This window comes from Micromonospora sp. S4605, from assembly GCF_003176715.1.
Classification (GTDB): Bacteria; Actinomycetota; Actinomycetes; order Mycobacteriales; family Micromonosporaceae; genus Micromonospora; species Micromonospora echinaurantiaca.
On record NZ_QGSW01000206.1, the window covers coordinates 1 to 15,626 of the forward strand.

Sequence of the window (15,626 nt, forward strand, 5' to 3'; positions counted from 1 at the left end):
GTGGAGCGCACATAAGACCGGCACGAGTGCCGGCAGCGCGCAACGAAGCGGTAATCCACCCAGGCGCAGCGTGTTCCGCGCGCAGCGCGGAGGGAATCCCCGTCCTCTAGGACGGGGAGATCGTCAACACCAGCTCTACGGCATCCCGGCCGCGGTGATCGACACCTCGGGCACGGTGCTGCTCGGGCCGGCCGGCGCGTACCAGGAGGCGGCGCGGGCCGAGCCGGCGGTGCCCCGGATCGTCACCGCGGCGCTGGCCGGGGCGAGGTCCGAGCCGTCCGGGGAATGGGCGCCGTGGGACGACTCCGCCCTGGTGGTGGCGGAGCCGGTGGGCCGGGACAGCGAGGTCGTCGGCGCCGTCGTGACGATCTCCGACCTGTCGCAGACGCGCGGTCACATCCTCGTGCGGTGGGTCCAGCTCGCCGCGCTCGGGCTGCTGCCGTTGATCGCGCTGGTGGCCGTCGCCTGGCCGGTGTCCGCGTGGGTGCTGCGGCCGGTGCGGGAGTTGGACGCGGCGAGCGCGCGGATCTCGCGGGGCGACCTCACCATCCGGGCCGACGCCGAGGCCGGCCCGGTCGAGCTGCGGCGGCTGGCCGGGTCGTTCAACACCATGATGGACGCGGTGGAGAACGCCGTGCAGCGGCAGCGGGCGTTCGTGTCCGACGCGTCGCACCAGTTGCGCAATCCGCTGACCAGCCTTCGGCTGGCGGTGGAGAGCCTGGAACCGCATCTGCGCCCGGCCGGCGACGGGCGGCAGTTGTACGACGTCGCCGTCGACGAGCTGAAGGCGATGCGGCGGATGTTGAACTCGCTGCAGGCCAGCGCGCGGATGGAGAGCATCCGGACGGCGTCGCCGGTCGACCTCGACGCGGTGCTGGCGACCCGGGTGAACCGGTGGCGGGCGTTGACCGCGGCCGCGGGGCAGACCCTGGTGGTCGAGGTGCCGCCCGGGCTGCGGTTGCTGGAGCCGCCGGGCGGGCTGGGCAGCGTCCTGGACGAGCTGATCAGCAACGCGTTGCGGCTGTCGGGCTCGCAGACGGTGCAGGTGACCGCCCGGCTCTCCCCTGCTGCTCCGGACGCCGCACCCGGCGACGCCGCCCGGGCCGGTGGGCTGGTCACGATCGCGGTCCGCGACGACGGCCAGGGGATCGACGTCGCCGAGCGGGCTCAGGCGCTGGGGCGGTTCTGGCGGTCGCCGCGGCACCAGAACGTGTCCGGGACCGGCCTGGGACTGGCGATCTGCGCCGACCTGGTCGGGGCGGCCGGGGGCGAGCTGCGACTGGAGGACGGCCTGCCGCGTCCGGACGGGTCCGGGCACGGATTCGCCGCGGTGGTCGCGCTGCCGGTCGCCGCGCGGGAGGCGGCGGCCGACGCCGCGTCGCCGGTCTGAGGACTCCCCCGCCGGACCGTCCCCGGGGTCAGCGCTTGCGGTCGCGGAACCAGGCGGCAGCGCCGGGATGCAGCGGGACCGACCCGGTGGAGATTCCGGTACGCACGTTGATCTGCCACGCCTCGGGAACGGCCTCGGCGTCGTCGCGGCTGGCGGAGGTGATCGTCCGGGTGTGCGTGAAGATCGTGTCGGTGATGGCGTAGACCAGGTCGTCGGGCAGGTCGTTGCGCACCAGGAGCACGTTCGGCACCGCGACGGTCCGGGTGGCCGGGACGCCGGCGTAGGCCGTCGCGGGGATCCTGGCCGGAGCGTACGGACCGGGGTACGCGGTGAAGAGGGCGCCGGCCTGCGCGTCCAGCGGGATCAGCCGGATCGGGTGCCGCTGGGCCAGCTCGGTGATGGCGGGCGTCGGGACGCCGGTCAGGGAGAACATCGCGTCGATCCGGCCGGCGCGCAGGGCGGCCGCCGATTCGGCCTGGCTGAGGTACCGGCCGTCGGCCCGCACCCGGCCGAGTTCCAGCACCCGCAGTGAGGTGAACTCGGTGCCCGAGTCGCGGGCACCGAGGGATATCCGCCGGCCCGCGAGGTCCCCGAACTCGTCGATCGCGGAGGCGGCCAGCACCACGAGGTGCAGGTGGCTGTCGTAGAGCCGGCAGATCGCCGAGAGTCCCGCGGGGGCGCTGCCGTCGGCCGTGATCAGCGCGTCCAGGCTGGTCAGCCCGAGGTGCACGGCGCCGGCCCGCAGCATCCGGATGTTGTCGGTGGACGCCCCGCTCGGCACGGTGGTCACCGTGGCACCCGGTACCTGTTCGGAGATGTGTGCGGCGATCGCGCCGCCGATGCGTCGGTACACCGCCCCCGCCGGCCCGGTGGCCAGTCGCAGGTGGACCGGGTCGACCTCGGGCTGCCGGGAACAACCGGCGAGCAGCCCGCCGGCGGCCAGGAGCACCGCCCGCCGGCTGAACCGCACCGCCGGGTCGAGCGCCATGCCGAGATGATACGGAGGGTCCCGCCCGTCCGATCGCCGGACGGGCGGGACCCCGGGTCGGCTACAACTGGCTGAGGTGGGTCAGGTCCACCGTGGAGATCGCCCCGGCGTGTACCTGGGCGACCGCGATCGGCTGGCCGACGACGCGGTTGGGCAGGTCGACCTGCACCAGGTAGGTCCCCGGACGCAGGTGCACGAAGCCGAACCAGCCGTCGCCGTCGGTGGCCCGGGTGATCGGCGCACCGCCGGTGGTCAGCGGCCGCAGGGTGACGGTGGCCTGGTCCAGTGGCGCGCCGGTGCGCAGCGCGACGCGGCCCGAGACGTGCCCCTCGGCGGGGGTCGCCTTCCACGGCATCACCGGCACCGCCGGCTTGTCGGCGAACGGGGCGTCCGGACCGGTCGTCAGGGCCGCGGCCAGTTTGTCCCGCTCCGCGTTACGGACGGCCAGCGGCTGGTTGACCCCGGCGCGGGTCGGGTTGGCGTAGGAGTAGCCGCTCCAGCCGGCGGCGGTGTTGCCCGCCGCGGTGGGGGCGAGCGCCGTGCGAACCTGCTCGACGCTGTCGGGGATGTCGTTGAGGTACAGGGCCGGGCCGATCACCGCCTGCCGGTCGCCCTGCCAGTCGGCGAGCACCTCGGTCCACTCGTCGTACATCTGCTTCTGGTCGGGCATCCAGTTGCGCTTGTAGTTCATGGCCACGACCGTGTCCATGATCCCCTCGGCCAGCCAGCCCTTCCAGTCCTGCAGCACCTCGGCGTAGGGCCGGGTCTGCTCCCAGCCGCCCATGGTCTGCGGCCCGTAGCTGTAGGTGATGCCGTCCATCGACAGGCGCGCCCGCGGATCCACCTCCCACATGCCGAGGTAGATCTTGCGGACCAGGTTGGTCATCTGCGTGCGCCGCCAGTCCGAGAACTGCGGGTCGGAGGGCAGCGGCGTGTCGGTACGGCCGGTGGCGGCGCGGAAGCGGGCCAGCGAGGTATCGCTGTAGCCCCAGTCGCTGTGCGTGGTGGTGGAGTTGAAGTCCGGGTAGCGCACGTAGTCGAGGTTGATGCCGTCGACGTCGTACTCCCGCACGATGCTCTGGATCGCCGAGACGATGTAGTTGACCGCGTCCGGGTTGGCCGGGTCCATGTAGGCGTTGTTGCCCATGAGTTCCTGGCCGTCGTAGCGCTTGTTGAGCCAGCGGTCGGCGCCGGTGGCGGACCGGCCGTGCTTGTTGAAGACGTGCTCGGGCGAGGAGTGCGGGGTGGCGGAGTTCCACATCGTGTTGACGTTGACCCAGGCGTGCACCTCCAGGCCCGCCGCGTGTCCCTGCGCGATCATCTCGTCGAGCGGGTCGTACGGCAGTGGTGCGATCGCCGCGTCGGTACGCGGGTAGAGCGCCCGGTTGCAGAAGCAGTCGTAGCGGCGGGCGACCTGGACGATCAGGGCGTTGGCGTTGATCTTCTTGGCGTCCTGCACGAGCCGGGTGACCTGTGCGGGGGTGTAGATGCCCTCGTTGAACGCGTCGACCCAGTAGCTGCGCCACTGCTGAGCTGGTTCCGCTTCCGGGTCGGCCTTCGCGGCGGTGGCCATGCTGAGCGTCAGGACGATGGCGGTGAGGACGGCTAGTGCTCGTTTTGTCACTGGAAGCCTCCACGTGCGGGAGTGCGCTGAAGGATTTCTGCAAGTGATTGCAGTAAATGCGAAGGTAAGCTACGGCCTGCCGTGGGGGCAAGGGCGTCAGCGATCTCGCCGTCAGCGCCGACACCCGCAGCATGACCTCGGCGCTCGTCCAGCGGGGCCGGCGGTTCGGCCGACGGCTCGGGGCGCCCGGGCAGCCAGACCCTCGCCACGTTCCGGGCAGCCTTGCGGAGCGTGGGCAGAAACTCGGTGGCGGACCGCGGTGCCCGCTGCTACCTTCCGGAGGCCGTGCGAGAGATCGAGGAGGTGGTACCCGTGAACGTATCGACGTGGGTGCTCCCCTCCGGGGTCACGGTCGGGCGATAGGTCGTCCGGGAGCGCCGATCACGAGCCCTCCCGAAAGGCACGACCATGCGATTCACTTCCGAACAGCGCCTCGACGACGGCGTCCTCGAACGCGAATTCACCCTCGGCGACATCCCCGGCATCCTGTGGACGCCCGCATCCGCATCCGCATCCGCACCAGCCCCGCTGATCCTGCTCGGCCACCCCGGCGGACTGCACAGGATGTACCCACGACTGGTGGCTCGGGCCCGGCACGCCGCGGCGGAGGGCTTCGCCGCGGCCACCATCGAGCTCCCCGGGGCCGGTGACCGGCCACGTTCCGCCGCCGCCGAGCAGGCCCGCGCCGACCTGCACCGGGCGCTGGCGGCCGGCGAGCCGGTCGACAGCGAGATCGTCGACCGGCTCGTCCTCCCGCTGGTCGAAAAGGCGGTCCCGGAATGGCGGGGCGCCCTGGACGCCCTGCTGTCGCTGCCCGAGATCGGCGGCCCGGTCGGGTACGCGGGCGGGGTGATCGCCATCGGCGTCCGGCTGGCGGTGGTCGAGCCACGAATCTCGGCCGCCCTACTGTTCGCCGGGAGTTTCGTGCCCCGCACCATGTTCGACGAGGCCCGGCAGGTCACCATTCCGTTGCTGGTCCTGCTGCAGTGGGACGACGAAGGAAACGACCGACAGCTGGCCCTGGACCTGTTCGACGCCTTCGGCTCCACGGAGAAGACGCTGCACGCCAACATGGGCGGGCACACCGGCGTCCCGCAGTTCGAAGGGGACGACGGGAACGGGTTCTTCGCCCGGCACCTGACGTGAGGCCGGGCCGTCAGACCGGCAGCGGACGATAGGAGCTGCCGGTGGATGCCGCCATCGAGGAGGACGGCCGCGCCCTCCTCGATGGCGGCGGCCGGCAGCTGCACAACGGGCTCGTACCGGTCGGGCGGTCGGGAGTTGCGGGAGCGGACCTGGACAGCCGGGAATTCAGCGGGTTCCCGTGCCGAGGAGCTTGTTCAGCCAGGCGAGCTGTTCGAGCTGGTGCGCGGCTTCGCCGCCTTCGTGGTCGTTGAACTCGTACACCCGCAGCTCCTTCTCGCCGCCGTAGCGGTGGTAGGCGGCGAAGCAGGTCGAGGGCGGGCAGACCTGGTCCAGCATGGCGATGGAGAAGAGCGCGGGCGCGGCCGCCCGGGGCGCGAGCACTGCGGCGTCGACGTAGGACAGCGTGCGGAACACCTGTTCGCCCCGGTCGCGGTGCAGTTTGAGGTATTCGGTGACCTCGCCGTACGGGCCGCGACCGGCGACCTGCACACCGCGCCGGATGTCGCACAGGAAGGGCACGTCCGGCATGACCGCCGCCACGCCCGGATCCAGCGCAGCCACCGCCAGCGCGAGGCCGCCGCCCTGGCTGATGCCGGTGACGGCGACCCGGTCGGGGTCGACGGCGGGATGCTCCCGGGCGGCGCGGGCGAACCGTACCGCGTCGGCGATCAGCCGGCGGTAGTAGCAGGTCTCCGGGTCGGCGATGCCACGGGTGAGGAAGCCGGGCACGGTGCCCGCCGGGTACGGGTGCGGGTCGGCGGTGCCGCCGGACGCGGCACTCCAGCCCTGGCCGCGACTGTCCATGATCAGGTGCGCGTAGCCGGCCGCGACCCAGAACAGCTTCTCGTGGGGCAGGCCACGGCCCCGGCCGTAGCCGAGGTACTCGACCACGCAGGGCAGCGGGCCGTCGGCGTTCGCGGGAAGGTGCAGCCAGCCGCGCACCGGCTCACCGTCGTAGCCGGGCACGGTGACGTCGAAGGTGCGGACCTGGGTGAGCCCGGTGTCGACGGGCACGTAGGCCGCCGGTCTGGGTTCGTCGGCGCCCAGCGTCCGCGCCCAGAAGGCGTCCAGGTCCGCGGGTACGTCCAGGTCGGGCCGGTACGCCCAGCAGTCGGCGAGGGTGAGATCGGTCAGGGGCACCGGGTGGCCTCCGGTCAGCGGGATCGTCGGTTGATGTCGTGGTGGGGTGGCGGGCCGGTCCGCTACCGGGCCTCGGCGACGGCCGAGGCGAACCAGCCGGTGATCGTGGTGGGGTGGGTGATCGCCGTGCCCACCACCACCGTCCAGGCGCCGGCCCGCAGCGCCTGCGCGGCCTGCTCCGGGCGGTGGATCCGGCCCTCCGCGACCACCGGCACGTCGATCGCGCTGGCGAGCCGCGCGACCAGGTCCAGGTCCGGGCCGGGCTGCTTGCTGGTGTACGGCGTGTAGCCGGCCAGGGTGGTGCCGACCAGGTCGGCGCCCGCCGCGGCAGCGGCGACCCCCTCCTCCAGGGTGGAGCAGTCGGCCATCACCAGGGCTCCGGTCCGCTCCTTGACGGCGACGACGGTCTCGCCGAGGGTTCGACCGTCGGGCCGTGGCCGGGCGGTGCCGTCGAGCGCGACGACGTGCGCGCCGGCGCGGGCGACGGCCAGCGCGTGGTCGAGCGTGGGGGTGATGAAGACGTCGTCGTCGCCGTCCTTCCAGAGCCCGATCAGTGGAAGGTTAACCGCGTCCCGGATCGCCGCGATGTCCGCCAGGCCCTGGGCGCGGATGCCGGCGGCGCCGCCCCGGGCGACCGCGAGCGCCACCCGGCGCATGGTGTCCGGGTCGCGCATCGGCTCACCGGGGTACGCCTGGCACGACACGACCAGGCGGTGACGCAGCAGTTCCACCAGCGGGTTCACGCGAGGACCTCCCAGGCGAGCGAGGCGGCGCCGAGCAGCGGGGCGTCCGACCCGAGGGCCGAGGCCAGCACGGGCACGTCGGCCAGGCTGGGCAGGGTCTCCCGCCGTACCGCGTCCCGCAGCGCCTGCCACCACGGCGCGCCGAGGCCGGTGACGCCGCCGCCGACCACGACGGCGTGCGGGTCGAGCAGGTTGACCAGCCCGCCGACCGCCGAGCCGACGGCGGCTCCGCCCAGCGCGACCACGTCGCGGGCGGTCTCGTCGCCGTCCCCGGCACGCGCGGCCACCGATCGCAGGTCGTCGACCGGCCGGCCGGTACGCCGGGCGTACTCGCCGGCGAGGCCGGGACCGGCGGCGACCGCCTCCAGGTGGCCCTGTCCCCCGCACGTGCAGGGCAGCGACCCGGCGTACGGGGACGGCTGGTGGCCGGCGTGCCCGGCCGCCGAGTGGGCACCGGCGAGCACGGTGCCGCCGACGACGAACGAGGCGCCGACGCCGGTGCCGACGGCGACGTAGAGCACCGTGTCGCGCCCGGCCGCGACGCCGTGACGCGCCTCGCCGAGGGCGTGGGCGTGCACGTCGTTGATGACCGTGACGGGCAGCCCCAACCGCCGGCGCAGGGTGCCACGCAGGTCGGTGCCGGCCCAGCCGGCCAGCACGTCGGTGGCCGAGAGCACCCGGCCGCTCCGGTGGTCGATCACCCCGGCGCTGCCGACCCCGAGCGCCCGGACCGGCGTCCCCGCCGACCTCGCCCGCAGCTGCTCGACGAGGCCGGCGGCGGTGTCCAGCACGGCGGACGCGCCGGCCCGGCCCGGGGTCGCGGCGGTGACCCGGTCGAGGATCTCGCCCCGCCCGGTCACGATGGCCGCCGCCGTCTTGGTGCCGCCGATGTCGAGCGCGGCCACCGCCTCGGCGGGATTGCGTGCCTCGGGCATGGTCAGAGCAGCCCCGCCAGTTCCAGCTGGGTACGCACCCGGGCGGACTCCTCGGCGTCGAGCGGGCGCAGCGGCAGCGACACCGCGTTGCTGGCGATGACACCGAGCAGCTTCAGGGCGGTCTTGAACGCGCCGACCCCCCGGGTCGCGCCGGCCGAGGTGGCCGGGTCGGCGGCGTCGACGATGCGGAACAGCCGGGTCAGGCGGTCCTGCTCACGGCGGGCCGCCGCCCAGTCGCCGCCGGTGCAGGCCCGGTGCAGCCGTACGTAGCCGGCCGGGTCCACATTGCCCAGCCCGGGTACCGAGCCGGCGGCGCCGGCCAGCATCATCGCGTCGACCACCACCTCGTGCCCGGTCAGCAGGCTGAAGCCGGTGTCCGGCGCGTGTTCGGCGATGGACAGCGCCAGCTGGCGGAAGGCGACGTCGTCGCCGCTGGAGTCCTTGACGCCGGCGAGGATCCCCTCCGCGGCCAGCCGGGTCAGCAGGTCGGTGGAGAGCTTGCTGTGCACGCAGACCGGGATGTCGTACGCGAGCAGGGGAAGCTCCACCCCGGCGGCGAGCGACCGGAAGTGCCGCTCGATCTCGTGCGGGCCGACGATGGCGTAGAACGGGGCGGTCGCGACCAGCCCGTCGGCGCCCAGCCGGGTCGACGCCTCCGCCCGGTCGAGGACCCGGCGGGTGGTCGGTTCGATGCAGCCGGCGAGGACGGGTACGGCACCGCCGACGGTCTTCACGATGACCTCCAACGCCCGGTCCCGCTGCCGGTCGGTGAGGAAGACGGTCTCGCCCGAGCTGCCGAGGGCGAAGATGCCGTCGACGCCGGCGTCGAGCAGCCGCTCGACGAGCCGCTCGAGGGAGGTGACGTCGACCTCGCCCTCCTCGGTCAGGGGGGTGACGGTCGGCGGCACGACTCCGGCGAACCGCGGGGCTGGGCTGGTCACGCTGTCTCCTGGGCAGGTAGAGGGGTGGTGCGTCCGGTTGCCGCGCTGGCGAGTTCGACCAGCTCGGCGTTGCTGGTCCCGCCTGGGACCGGGTGGTAGCACCGGAACTCGTGGAACGTGCCCTCGGCGTCGCTGCGCTCGGCCGGCGGCATCTCGGTGGCGCACCGGTCGGTGGCCTTCCAGCAGCGGGTCCGGAACGGGCATCCGCTGGGCGGTCGGGTGGCCGACGGGACCGGGCCGACCAGTGGGATGGGGTCGATGGGCGAGAGCAGGCCCGGAGTGGCCGACAGCAGTGCCCGGGTGTACGGGTGCTGGGCCCCCTCGGGCAGCAGGGCGGCCGGCGCCTGCTCCACGATCCGGCCGAGGTACATCGTGACGACGCGGTCGCTGATCCGCTTGACGGTCTGGATGTCGTGAGAGACCAGGACCATGGCCAACCCGAGCCGGTCCTTGAGGTCCAGCAGCAGGTTGAGGATCTGGGCCCGTACCGAGACGTCGAGGGCGCTGGTGGGCTCGTCGGCGATGACCAGTCCCGGCTCCAGGGCGCGGGCGATGGACACCCGCTGGCGTTGCCCGCCGGAGAGCTGGCTCGGCAGGACGTCGGCGACCGAGCGGGGCAGGCCCACCAGGGCCATCAGCTCGGCGACCCGCGCTTCCCGCTGCGCCCGGGTGCCCCGGCGGTGCACGTCGAGCGGGTCGCGCAGGATGTCGCGTACCGGCATCCGGCGGTTCAGCGACGTGGCCGGGTCCTGGAAGATCATGCCGACGCCGGCGCCGATGTGCTGGCGGCGTTCGGCGGCGCTCATCGACCACACGTCCTTGCCGGCGAAGGTGACCGCGCCGCTGGTCGGGCGCTGAAGCCCGACCAGCACCTTCGCCAGGGTGGACTTGCCGCAGCCGGACTCGCCGACGATGCCGACGGTCTCGCCGGCGCGGACGGTCAGGTCCGCCCCGGTGAGGGCGTACACCCGCTCGCGGCTGAACATGCCGCCGCCGCGGGTGCGGTGGACCACGTGCACATCGCGCAGCTCGACGATCGGCTGGTGGACGGCTGTCGCGCTCATCGGGCCAGCTCCTTCTCGCTGACGGTGACGGCCGGGTGGTGGCAGGCGTAGCCGTGGGCGGTGGTGCCCGCCAGGCTCGGTGCCGTGTCGTGGCAGACCTGGGTCGCCGCGGGACAGCGGTCGGCGAACCGGCAGCCGCGCGGGAAGTCGGCCGGCGAGGGAACCACGCCGCGGATCTGGGTGAGCCGCTCCGCGCCGGCCTCCAGGGAGAGGACGGACCCGAGGAGCCCGCGGGCGTAGTGGTGCGCGGGCGCCTCGATCACGTCGGCGGTGACGCCGGTCTCGACGATCTGCCCGCCGTACATGACGACCACGCGGTCGGAGATGTCGCTGACCAGCGCGAGGTCGTGGCTGACCAGGATCAGGGCGAAGCCCAGCTGCTCCCGCAGCCGCAGCAGCAGCTCCATCACCTGCGCCTGGACGGTGACGTCGAGCGCGGTGGTCGGCTCGTCGGCGATGATCAGGCGCGGGTCCCGGGACAGCGCCATCGCGATCACCACGCGTTGCCGCTGCCCGCCGGACAGCTCGTGCGGGTACGCCGCCAGGGTGCGCTGCGGGTCCAGGCCCACCAGCCGCATCAGTTCCTCGGCCGACCGGGTGCCGCCGCGGCGGATCATCTGCGCCAGTTGCGTCCCGACCCGCAGCGCGGGGTTCAACGCGGACAGGGCGTCCTGGTAGACCATGGCGATCTCCCGCCCCATCAGGGCACGGCGCCGCTTGGCGGTCAGGGTCAGCAGGTCCGTGCCGTGGAAGCGGATCTCCCCGCGTACCCGGGCGCCCTGCGGCAGCAGGCCCATCACGGCGAGCGAGGTCAGCGACTTGCCGGAGCCGGACTCCCCCACCAGGCCGACGACCTCGCCGGGGCGGACGTCGAAGGAGATGTCGTCGACGATGTCGACGCCCTGGTGGCGTCCGTCGAAGCCGATCGACAGGTTCCTGACCTCGAGCACAGGCTGGCCCTGCGGGAGGGGGCGGGCCCGCTCGCGCAGCCGCTGCGCCGCCTCCGCGAGACCGGGCAGGCGCACGGTCTCGCCGGTGCCGGGCCGCGGCTGCTCCAGCGGGTCACCGGCCGACGTGGTGGTGGCGCGGCGGGTCGCCGGTGCGGCCCAGGCGTCGGAGATCCCTTCGGAGAGCACGTTCAGGGCCAGCACGGTCAGCAGGATCAGCAGGCCGGGGAAGAAGGTGGCCCACCAGCCGCCGATCTGCACCATCTCCTTGCCGAAGGCGATCACCGAGCCCCACGAGGACTCCGCCTCCTGTGGGGCCAGCCCGCCGCCGATGAAGGACAGCGAGGCCTCGAAGACGATGGCGTCGGCGACCATGACCGTGACGAAGACGAGCACCGGGGCGGCGCAGTTGCGCAGCACGTGCCGCCAGAGGATGTGCGGGCGGCGGGCGCCGATGATGCGTTCGGCCGCCACATAGTCCTCGCGGTACTGCGACAGCACGTTGGCCCGGACGATGCGGGCGACCGACGGGGTGAACACGAAACCGATCGCCACCACCAGGACGAGCAGGCTGTTCTTGCCGAACGAGATGATCAGCAGGGCGGAGAGCACGATGGCCGGGAAGGCCATGACGACGTCGAGGCAGCGCATGATCACCTCGTCGACGGCGGTCCGGCTGCTGCCCGCCAGCGCGCCGAGGATCCCGCCGACCAGCAGGGCGAGGCCGGCGGCGCCGGCGCCGACGATCAGCGACCGCCGGGTGCCGGCCACCAGCCGGGAGAAGACGTCCCGCCCGAGCTTGTCCAGGCCGAACCAGAAGTCGCCGTTCGGGCCGGTCGTCGCCGCGCCGAGCCCGGCCTGGGCGGGGTCGTGCCGGATCAGCAGCGGGGCGAGCAGGCCCACCAGGACGATGAGCAGGACGAAGCCGAGCGCGAACCGGGCCGGTACGCCGAGCCGGGTGAAGCCGATGCCGGGGCGGGAGAGCCGGGCGGTGAGGGTGCGGCGCATCAGTGGCCTCCGCGCAGTCGAGGGTTGGCGAAGAGGTAGAGGATGTCGACCACCAGGTTCACCAGGACGAAGCCGAGGGCGATCGTCAGCACGGTGCCCTGGGCGAGGGCTGTGTCGTTCTGCTGCACCGCGCTCATGATCTGGGTGCCCATGCCGGGCAGCGAGAAGATGGCCTCGATGACGACCGTGCCGCCGATCAGGTAGCCGATCCGCAGGCCCAACGCGGTGAGCGGGTTGACCAGCGCGTTGCGCAGCACGTTGCGGCCGATCACCACCCGGGGCGGCAGCCCGGCGCCGACCGCCGTGCGGACGTAGTCCTTGTCCAGCTCCTCGACCATCGAGGTGCGGACGATCCGGGCGAGCGAGCACCCGACCGGCACGGCGAGCGCGAGCGCGGGCAGGGCGAGCGACTGCAGCCAGAGGCTGACCGAGTCGGCGGGGTTGACGTAGCCACCGGTCGGCAGGATCGGGCGGCGGACCGCCAGCTCCTGGATGAGCAGCAGGGCCAGCCAGAACGACGGCGTGGCGATGCCGGCCATGGAGACGAACCGGATGACCTGGTCGGGCCAGCGGTCCCGGTAGAGAGCGGCGAGGATTCCCAGGGCCAGCGCGATGACCAGGGCGCCGAGCACACCCAGGGCGGTCAGCTGGATGGTCAGCGGCAGGGCGGTGGCGATCTTGTCGGCCACCGGCACCGACGGCGGGAAGGTCATGCCCAGGTCGCCGCGGGCCAGGTCGCCCAGGAAGTGCAGGTAGCGCAGCGGCAGCGGGTCGTTGAGGCCGTTGGCGGCCTTGAACGCCTCGATCTGCGCGGGCGTCGCCTGGTCACCGAGGACGGACAGCGCGGGGTCGATCGGGGAGAACTGCATGATCACGAAGACGAACAGCGTGATGCCCAGCACCAGCGGGACCAGGGTCAGCAGTCGTCGCGCGACCAGGCTCAGGACGGTCAGCATGGTTCTCTCTCTCGTGGCGGGGCGCCGGGGCGCCCCGCCCGGCCCCACGGATCACGCGGGCCGGGCGGGACGCGGTGGACGGGGGTCCGGTGCCCCCGAGCGCAGGCTCAGCCGTTGCGGCTGGCGCCCAGGAAGTACAGGCCGGTGGTCGCGGCGCCCGAGAAGCCGGTGAGCTTGCCGGGGTCGTACGCGGTGACGACCTTGGTGTGCAGGATCGGGTAGAGCGGAACCTCGTCGGCCACCTTGTCCAGGGCCTGCTTCCACAGCGCCTTGCGGGCCGCCTCGTCGGAGGTCTGGGCCGCCTGGTCGAGCAGGGCGGCCATGGCCTTGCGGTCCGCGTCGCTCCAGCGGTAGCGCTTACCCGGCCAGGTCTCGCCGTAGTAGAACCAGCGCATCAGCAGGTCGGTGTCGACGCCGAAGACGCTGGGGTCGCCGGTGGCCATCAGCACCCGGAAGGTGTCCTTCGGGACGACGTCGCCGTAGATCGCCGCGGACGGCACGGTGTTGAGGCTGGCGTTGACGCCGATCTTCTTCCACTGCTCGACGACCAGCGGGGCGACGTCCTTCACGATCGAGCTGTCGGTGGTGTCGAGCTGGATCGACAGGTTGCTGACGCCGGCTTCGGCGAGCAGGGCCTTGGCCTTGTCCAGGTTGTAGTCGTAGACGGTGGCGGCCTTCTGGTAGTCCTTGTTGCCCTCGTCGAGGTAGCTGGTCGCCGGGCTGCCGTAGCCGTTGAGCGCCGTCTTGATGACCGCGTCCTTGTCGATCGCGTAGTGCAGGGCCTGGCGCACCCGCTTGTCGTTGAACGGCGCCGCCTGCGTGTTGAACATGAGGAAGACCTGGTTGAAGGCCTGCTTCACGTCGACGGTGTACTTGCCCTTGAGCGAGTCGACGTTCAGGTACGGCACCGACTCGATGGCCTGGACCCGGCCGCCCTGCAGATCCGACACCCGGGCCGCGGCCTCGGTGGTGGTGTTCCAGGTCATCGCGTCAGCGGTGGCGGGACGAGGGCCGTTGTAGGCGTCGTTCCTGCTCAGCTTGATGCCGGACTCCTTGGACGCGCTGTCCATCTTGAAGGGTCCGGAGCCGATCGGCGCGGTGTCGAAGGCCTTCGCGGCGGCCGCGTCGCCGGTCTTCGCCTTCGGCACGATCTTGACGACCGAGATTCGCTCGGCGAAGAGCGCGAACGGGTACTTCAGCGTGAACTCGGCGGTGGTGGCGTCCTTCGCGGTGACCGCCTCGATGAACGGGATGAACCCCTGCATCAGCGGCGGGGCCGCGGGGTCGGCCGGCTTCAGCACCCGGGTGAAGGACCAGGCGACGTCCTCGGCGGTGACCGGGGAGCCGTCGGAAAACTTGGCGCCGTCGCGCAGGGACACCGTGTACGTCTTCCCGTCGGCGCTGGCCACCGGGTCGGCCTTGGCCAGCGCCAGGTACGGCTCGCGGGTGATCGGGTCGAGGTCGACGAGAGCTTCGAAGATGTGCTGGTTGACCGCCGTCGCGACCGCCGAGGAGGCGTTCGCGGGATCGAACCCGCTGGACAGGGTGAAGGCCATGGTGGCCTCGATCGTCTTGCCCGTGCCGCCCTCGACGGCGTTCGTCGAGGCCGGACCGCCGCTGCACGCCGCCAGCCCGAGCGCCAGGGTGGTCGCGGCCGCGGTCAGGGTCAGCGCGCGGCCGCGGCGCACGGGGCCGAGGCGTCGCCTCGTCGGCTTGCCGGTGGTGCTCACGTAAATGCCTCCATAGGCTCTGCATGCGCTCCGCGTGGCCGCTCGGCGCTGCGGGGGGTAGAGGTTTATGGGGTATGGGTCTGACGTCTGACGTCTGATGCCGGTAGGCTGAGCGTGACAGATCCGTGAAGGAAGGGCAAGGGGCAGATGACGACGATTGACGCGAGCCCGCTACGCGGGCAGGAGCGCCCGGGTCCCCGCCGCCAGGAGGTCGTGACCGGGATCAAGGAGTACATCCTGCGCAATCGCCTGAAGCCTGGGGACCTGCTCCCCACCGAGACGGAACTGTGCGAGGCAGTGGGCGCCAGCCGCTCCAGCGTCCGCGAGGCGGTCAAGATCCTCTCCGCGCTCGACATCGTCGAGGTGCGGCACGGTCACGGCACCTTCGTCGGCCGGATGTCGCTGAACGCCCTGGTGGAGAGCCTGGCCTTCCGCGGCCTGCTCAGCGGCGAGGAGGACCACCGGGTGCTGGGTCAGGTGGTGGACGTCCGGCAGACCCTCGAGCAGGGCCTCGCCGCCGACATCATCGACGTCCTCGACGCCGGGCACCTCGCCGGCCTCGCCGCGCTCGCCGACCAGATGGCCGACCTCGCCGCCCAGGACAAGGACTTCCTCGAGGTCGACCGGGAGTTCCACCTGAAGCTGATGGAACCCCTGGGCAACGACCTGATCCTCCAGCTCACCGAGGCGTTCTGGCAGGTGCAGGCCATAGTGGCCCCCACCCTGCGCACCGACCCGGAGGACCGCGTGATCACCGCCCAGCGGCACCGGGCGATCGTCGACGCGATCTCCGCCGGCGACCCGGCGGCCCTGCGGGCGGCCATCGCCGACCATTACGCACCCGTCCGCGCCAGCCTGGCACGCGCCGTCCAGTCCTGATCGGGTACGACCAGCTCGCTGGCGGGGAACGTCTGCCGCTACGGCTGGGCGCTGGCGCTCAGCACCCTGTCGGGACACTGAGCAGCCGCCCACCCGTCCGCCGCCCTCCCCCGCCGGAGGGCGACGGACGGCGCC

13 protein-coding genes are annotated in these 15,626 nt (G+C 72.7%); 3 read left to right on the plus strand and 10 right to left on the minus strand.

Annotated features, from left to right (window positions below; translation table 11 throughout):
• Positions 1-154 precede the first annotated feature (154 nt).
• The gene (locus DLJ47_RS16790) at positions 155-1,390 is read left to right on the plus strand and encodes a HAMP domain-containing sensor histidine kinase (protein ID WP_158289828.1); all 1,236 of its coding nucleotides are present in this window, start codon (positions 155-157) and stop codon (positions 1,388-1,390) included.
• A 28-nt stretch (positions 1,391-1,418) separates the two neighbouring features.
• On the opposite strand, the gene DLJ47_RS16795 is transcribed toward DLJ47_RS16790, so the two are convergent.
• Positions 1,419-2,378: a TAXI family TRAP transporter solute-binding subunit gene (locus tag DLJ47_RS16795; RefSeq protein ID WP_109900922.1), complete on the minus strand. Its 960-nt coding sequence runs from the start codon at positions 2,376-2,378 to the stop codon at positions 1,419-1,421.
• A 61-nt stretch (positions 2,379-2,439) separates the two neighbouring features.
• Positions 2,440-4,002: a family 10 glycosylhydrolase gene (locus DLJ47_RS16800; RefSeq protein WP_233257865.1), complete on the minus strand. Its 1,563-nt coding sequence runs from the start codon at positions 4,000-4,002 to the stop codon at positions 2,440-2,442.
• A gap of 408 nt (positions 4,003-4,410) precedes the next feature.
• Here DLJ47_RS16800 and DLJ47_RS16805 point away from each other — a divergent pair, with 408 nt between their 5' ends.
• Complete coding sequence (locus DLJ47_RS16805; RefSeq protein WP_109900924.1) at positions 4,411-5,148, plus strand: alpha/beta hydrolase; 738 nt, start codon at positions 4,411-4,413, stop codon at positions 5,146-5,148.
• Between the two features lie 165 nt (positions 5,149-5,313).
• Here DLJ47_RS16805 and DLJ47_RS16810 read toward each other — a convergent pair whose 3' ends face one another.
• The 8 genes from DLJ47_RS16810 to DLJ47_RS16845 form a co-directional block, all read right to left on the minus strand.
• Positions 5,314-6,288, minus strand: a complete 975-nt coding sequence (locus tag DLJ47_RS16810) for an acetylxylan esterase (RefSeq protein ID WP_109900925.1) — start codon at positions 6,286-6,288, stop codon at positions 5,314-5,316.
• A 62-nt stretch (positions 6,289-6,350) separates the two neighbouring features.
• Positions 6,351-7,031 carry an N-acetylmannosamine-6-phosphate 2-epimerase gene (locus tag DLJ47_RS16815; RefSeq protein ID WP_109900926.1) on the minus strand — a complete coding sequence of 227 codons (681 nt, stop codon included), beginning with the start codon at positions 7,029-7,031 and terminating at the stop codon, positions 6,351-6,353.
• Positions 7,028-7,966 carry an ROK family protein gene (locus DLJ47_RS16820; RefSeq protein ID WP_109900927.1) on the minus strand — a complete coding sequence of 313 codons (939 nt, stop codon included), beginning with the start codon at positions 7,964-7,966 and terminating at the stop codon, positions 7,028-7,030. The genes DLJ47_RS16815 and DLJ47_RS16820 overlap by 4 nt, the downstream gene beginning before the upstream one ends.
• A gap of 2 nt (positions 7,967-7,968) precedes the next feature.
• On the minus strand, positions 7,969-8,907 hold the full coding sequence (locus tag DLJ47_RS16825) for a dihydrodipicolinate synthase family protein (RefSeq protein WP_109900928.1): 939 nt from the start codon (positions 8,905-8,907) through the stop codon (positions 7,969-7,971).
• Positions 8,904-9,971 carry an oligopeptide/dipeptide ABC transporter ATP-binding protein gene (locus tag DLJ47_RS16830; RefSeq protein WP_109900929.1) on the minus strand — a complete coding sequence of 356 codons (1,068 nt, stop codon included), beginning with the start codon at positions 9,969-9,971 and terminating at the stop codon, positions 8,904-8,906. Before DLJ47_RS16830 ends, DLJ47_RS16825 begins: the two co-directional genes overlap by 4 nt.
• Positions 9,968-11,926, minus strand: a complete 1,959-nt coding sequence (locus DLJ47_RS16835) for a dipeptide/oligopeptide/nickel ABC transporter permease/ATP-binding protein (RefSeq protein ID WP_109900930.1) — start codon at positions 11,924-11,926, stop codon at positions 9,968-9,970. The genes DLJ47_RS16830 and DLJ47_RS16835 overlap by 4 nt, the downstream gene beginning before the upstream one ends.
• The gene (locus DLJ47_RS16840) at positions 11,926-12,882 is read right to left on the minus strand and encodes an ABC transporter permease (protein ID WP_088994154.1); all 957 of its coding nucleotides are present in this window, start codon (positions 12,880-12,882) and stop codon (positions 11,926-11,928) included. Before DLJ47_RS16840 ends, DLJ47_RS16835 begins: the two co-directional genes overlap by 1 nt.
• Before the next feature lie 107 nt (positions 12,883-12,989).
• A complete protein-coding gene (locus DLJ47_RS16845) occupies positions 12,990-14,612 on the minus strand; it encodes an ABC transporter substrate-binding protein (RefSeq protein ID WP_109900931.1) in 1,623 nt (540 codons plus the stop codon).
• A gap of 147 nt (positions 14,613-14,759) precedes the next feature.
• Here DLJ47_RS16845 and DLJ47_RS16850 point away from each other — a divergent pair, with 147 nt between their 5' ends.
• A complete protein-coding gene (locus tag DLJ47_RS16850) occupies positions 14,760-15,491 on the plus strand; it encodes a FadR/GntR family transcriptional regulator (RefSeq protein ID WP_088994156.1) in 732 nt (243 codons plus the stop codon).
• The last annotated feature ends 135 nt before the right edge of the window (positions 15,492-15,626 follow it).